We start from the raw sequence: 4,084 nt of genomic DNA, 5'->3' as shown, positions 1-4,084 counted from the left end.
ATATACATACTATAACGTTTTGTTAATCCAAATTTTTCAACATTTTTTATAACTTCCTTTTTTATAAGTTAAAGTATCGATTTATTCGTTGCAGTATCAGGGATTTATAAGTACTACTACCAGAAAAAGAGTTATGTATACTGAAAATCTATGAAAAAAAAATATATATATAGATAGATAGGTTTAATAAATTATTTGGATATGCAAAGATGAAAGGGCATTAGGAATGTTTTTTTCTGACTATCTACATAGAGAAAACAACTCAAAATTTTAATTTTAATTTTATTTTATTAACAATAAAAATTTATGATTAAAAATATTAATGAATATTTTTAGTTGTTTATATCTGATTTTTAATTGAATCATCATTTTTAAATAGAGTGAGTGAGAGAGAGAGAGAGAGAGAGAGAGAGAGAGAGAGAGAGAGAGAGAGAGGGAGGGAGAGAGAGAGAGAGAGTGACAGACAGACAGACAGACAGAGTTAAAGAGAGTTTAACCATTTAACATTACGATTTAAAAATACGGCGCGAATCATTGGCTAAACCTTCACGACCGCACGAAGCTTAACTCCTTTTTAGTATTCTTGAGTCAGAAATTGTATATAAATGTTACAAATATCCAATAATTTAGATCTTAACTTCAAATTAATGAAGGGAAAGATAGCGATTTTCCGCTGCGCGGCCGGCGGCGCGAGTTTCGCTAGGTCTTCCACGCTTCCAGTTCGCCGCAGGGATGACCGTCGAGATCGACGCGCTGCGCGCCAAGCTTTATCCCGTAGAGGTAACGCCAGCTTGAGGTATAAAGACGCAACGCGGAGCGCAATTGCGTCTTGCTGATATTTTCTTCGCCCTGAACCCATTCAACAAGGTCCTGAAAAATGCCGATCTTAAGCGGCCTGGCTTCGCCTTCTGCCGTGAAACAGAGCGGGAATCGCTCCGCCAGAAAGGCAATCACTTCTTTGTTGCTGTTCAACTTAGGTTGATTTTCCATGAATTTTCCTGATTACAACGAGCTTGCCAACCAGTGCAGGCATGAACAGGCGTCATTATAATGACGCCATCGCCAAATGCCACGTTATCCGGATATCATTATCAAGTATTAGTGATAAATTTGCGCATATCGGTGGTTCCCAACTGCCGGCAGAGGTAATCCGCCACTGCCTTCAGTCCCCCTTCATCGTCCTGATCGAAGCGTTGATAAATCGTGCTATCGATATCCAATACTCCCGCCACACGACCGTCCAGCGTAATAGGCAATACGATTTCCGCATTACTGGCGGCGTCGCAGGCTATATGTCCCGGAAAGACATGTACATCGTTAATACGCTGAATTCGGTTTTCCGCCGCTGCACTGCCGCAAACTCCTTTGCTCAGCGGGATGCACACGCAGGCGACCTTGCCCTGAAAAGGCCCGAGTACAAGTATATCACCGTCGAGTAAATAAAAACCGGCCCAGTTCACCCCTTTCAGGCGCTCATAAAGCAAAGCCCTGGCATTGGCCAGCGCGGCGATAAAATGCGTTTCGCCATCCAGGAGTGCCGACATATCCTGCGATAATTCGGCGTAAAATTGTTATTTTTTCATAATAAACCATTAAATGAGCTAATCTTTGTGTTAGCAGACGGCACACCAGACTCTATAAAATAAGCAATAAATGCCCAAAGCCACAAGATTAATCCGTTATGACTTCACAAAGTGTTCGCGCGCGGGTATGTTGGCCCGGCCAGGCAGGCAGTTCGCCGAGCGGTAATTATAACCCGACAACGGCGGCATGGAGAATGAAAAAATGAGGTGTGAGGGAGGCGTAAACGCCGCGCGATGAAAATAACCGCGATTCATGATGCCTTTCCGTCCGACCAATATCAACGCTGTCCGGAATGCGATGTTTTATGCCGATGGTGGTGCTAAGACGAAACTTTTGTCGCTGCTCGCGCGGCAGCGTTTCGCGAATAAACATCAGTACCAGTCCGGTCGCGACCAGCGCCGCCAGGCCGATGGTCCAGAATATGGCATGCCAGCTTAACAAAACCAGCAGGCCGCCACCGATGATCGGCGCCAGTAAGGGCGCTACGATCATCACCAACACCACAATTAGTGCGAAATTAGGAAAATGAATTGCTAGAGAGAGCCAAGCATTAATATAAAAAATATTGCTGGATGTAATAATGTAATAAATTAATAACTATTTAGAAAATAAAAGAATACAAATTTTTAATAATTTAATTTCAAGTTGAAAAATGTAGGTGAAAGTATTACATAGGATTAGTAGAATTGTTAAGAAATCTAACTGACAATCTTGAAAGAAATGATAGAATATTTAACATCAACCACTCTTGGGCTTGGCGTTTTATTTAATAACCTACAACTTGTAAGACTATCATTTTTGGGCTTAAGTGTAAGTCACCTTTTCTTCATGACTACGGTCTTACAGCTTCAGTGAATTTACAACTTTTGCTTACAGTACGATTTCATTGTTTCTTTCTACCTTGGAAATAACCAAGTAATACAAAAAATTTTAATGCGTTCCAGAAAAAAAAATTAAAAATTGCGATTATACTATGAATGATACTAAATGAAGATTAACGAAGTGAAGTTTAAATAGATTGATTAATACATAGATAGGTAGAAAAAGAGGGAAGAAAGCTGGTACACTGATGGCTCTAGAACGCAGAAGGTACAGCAGTAAGGGTATTTGGACCAAAAACCAAATACTCTGAATTCATTGGAAAAGACACCAGTATCTTCCAAGCCCAAATTATTTCAATGGTGCACCCAGTTCAAATTGAACAAAGGATACAAAAACAAGAATATAACGATAATGTCAGGTAGCCAAACAGCAATCGAAGCATTAAGCCTAACAACAGCAGGTCAATGATTATGCAAGATTGCAAAAGTAAGCTGAATAAGCTAGGAATATAAAACAAAGTCTACCGAGTCCCAGGACACGTAGGAGTAGAGGGGAATGAGATAGCAAACGGACCAAGAAAAAGAGCAGTCACACCGCCTATAAATCCTAAACCATTTTGTGGCATACATACTATTATCAAATACCTCACACAAAAAACAAAATAAATATGGGGAAAAAATAGAATATGCTCACCGGGGATAAACAGTCTAAGAAGAATCAACCAAATTCGGAAGGAAAAAAAATAACAGAATTCATCAAAAGAAGCAGGACAAAATTACGAATACTGACAGGATTTCTGACAGGACACTTCAGGCTGAATGTGCATCATAATCAATGACAGTACGTGCAAAGAAGCAGAGGAAACATCAATACAATTACAACCTAACTGTGGAGGCACTCACACACGGAGGAGGAGGTGTTTTGGGACTTACAACGTAAATGTAGGAGAACTTCAAACATTGGAGACAACCCTGGTGGTACAGTTTCTTGGGGAACTAGGAATCATTGGTGTTCTAAAGGCACAGAACGGGGTGAATACTTTTTTGGGCGCATTAGGAATACACCTTTAATAACAAATCAATCAATCAAGAAAGTTCTAGGAGAAGAATGTAACATAAAGAAAGAATTAGTGAGAAAAAGAGAAAAGAGAGTGATCACCAAATAGAAATGTTATTCTCTCCGAAGTCAATAATTACTTTAATAAATTAATTTATTAATTTAAATGAATTTGTTTTACTTTGCTCGTCGGCATTAGCTAGCCATCCATACATCTTTACCCGTGCACCCGAAAATAACGCCAAAAATCCCACATGGTATTACAGGCATAGTTTGGTGTAAGTGGTGTTCTTATATTTCAATGTCATTGCTGATTACAATGTAGTAATAAGCGTCAAGCACATCAAGATCATTGAATCTTAATATTTGTACTATGTTGGTTGGTGCGGGGGACTTATTTCATAATAAGGGTGTCGAAAAGTTTGTTTCTGCCCACCAAAGAGACCGTACATGTCAGTATAACGTGGTCTTTGTCGGCTGTACTGACACTGTCATAATCGCAACAGTGTTCCGCAATCTTATATTAAATAAGTGATGTGGGAACTGATTGTGATTGAACCGAAGTCTAAATATTGTAGAAAAGAAACGTCTGGGTCGATCGATCTTGGTGGTGCGGGTTGGA

At 39.8% G+C, this 4,084-nt stretch carries 1 protein-coding gene and 2 pseudogenes; all 3 read right to left on the bottom strand.

Going from position 1 to position 4,084, the window contains the following annotated elements:
- Window positions 1-714 precede the first annotated feature (714 nt).
- Window positions 715-990, bottom strand: a pseudogene (proQ, locus tag ACTBDU_RS16090) (RNA chaperone ProQ); the annotation flags it as partial.
- A gap of 101 nt (window positions 991-1,091) precedes the next feature.
- Window positions 1,092-1,544: a GAF domain-containing protein gene (locus tag ACTBDU_RS16085; RefSeq protein WP_438807173.1), complete on the bottom strand. Its 453-nt coding sequence runs from the start codon at window positions 1,542-1,544 to the stop codon at window positions 1,092-1,094.
- A 205-nt stretch (window positions 1,545-1,749) separates the two neighbouring features.
- A pseudogene (locus ACTBDU_RS16080) lies at window positions 1,750-2,088 on the bottom strand (MFS transporter); the annotation flags it as partial.
- Window positions 2,089-4,084 lie beyond the last annotated feature (1,996 nt).

Source organism: Sodalis sp. (in: enterobacteria), from assembly GCF_051710625.1.
Taxonomy (GTDB): Bacteria; Pseudomonadota; Gammaproteobacteria; order Enterobacterales; family Enterobacteriaceae; genus JBPESN01.
The sequence above is the reverse complement of the archived record's forward strand: the minus strand, read 5'-3'. Positions and strand labels throughout refer to the sequence as shown.

What these genes read in the sequence shown, in the direction of transcription:
- ACTBDU_RS16085 (WP_438807173.1), bottom strand. Translation starts at nt 1,544, where the DNA reads ATGTCGGCACTCCTGGATGGCGAAACGCATTTTATCGCCGCGCTGGCC.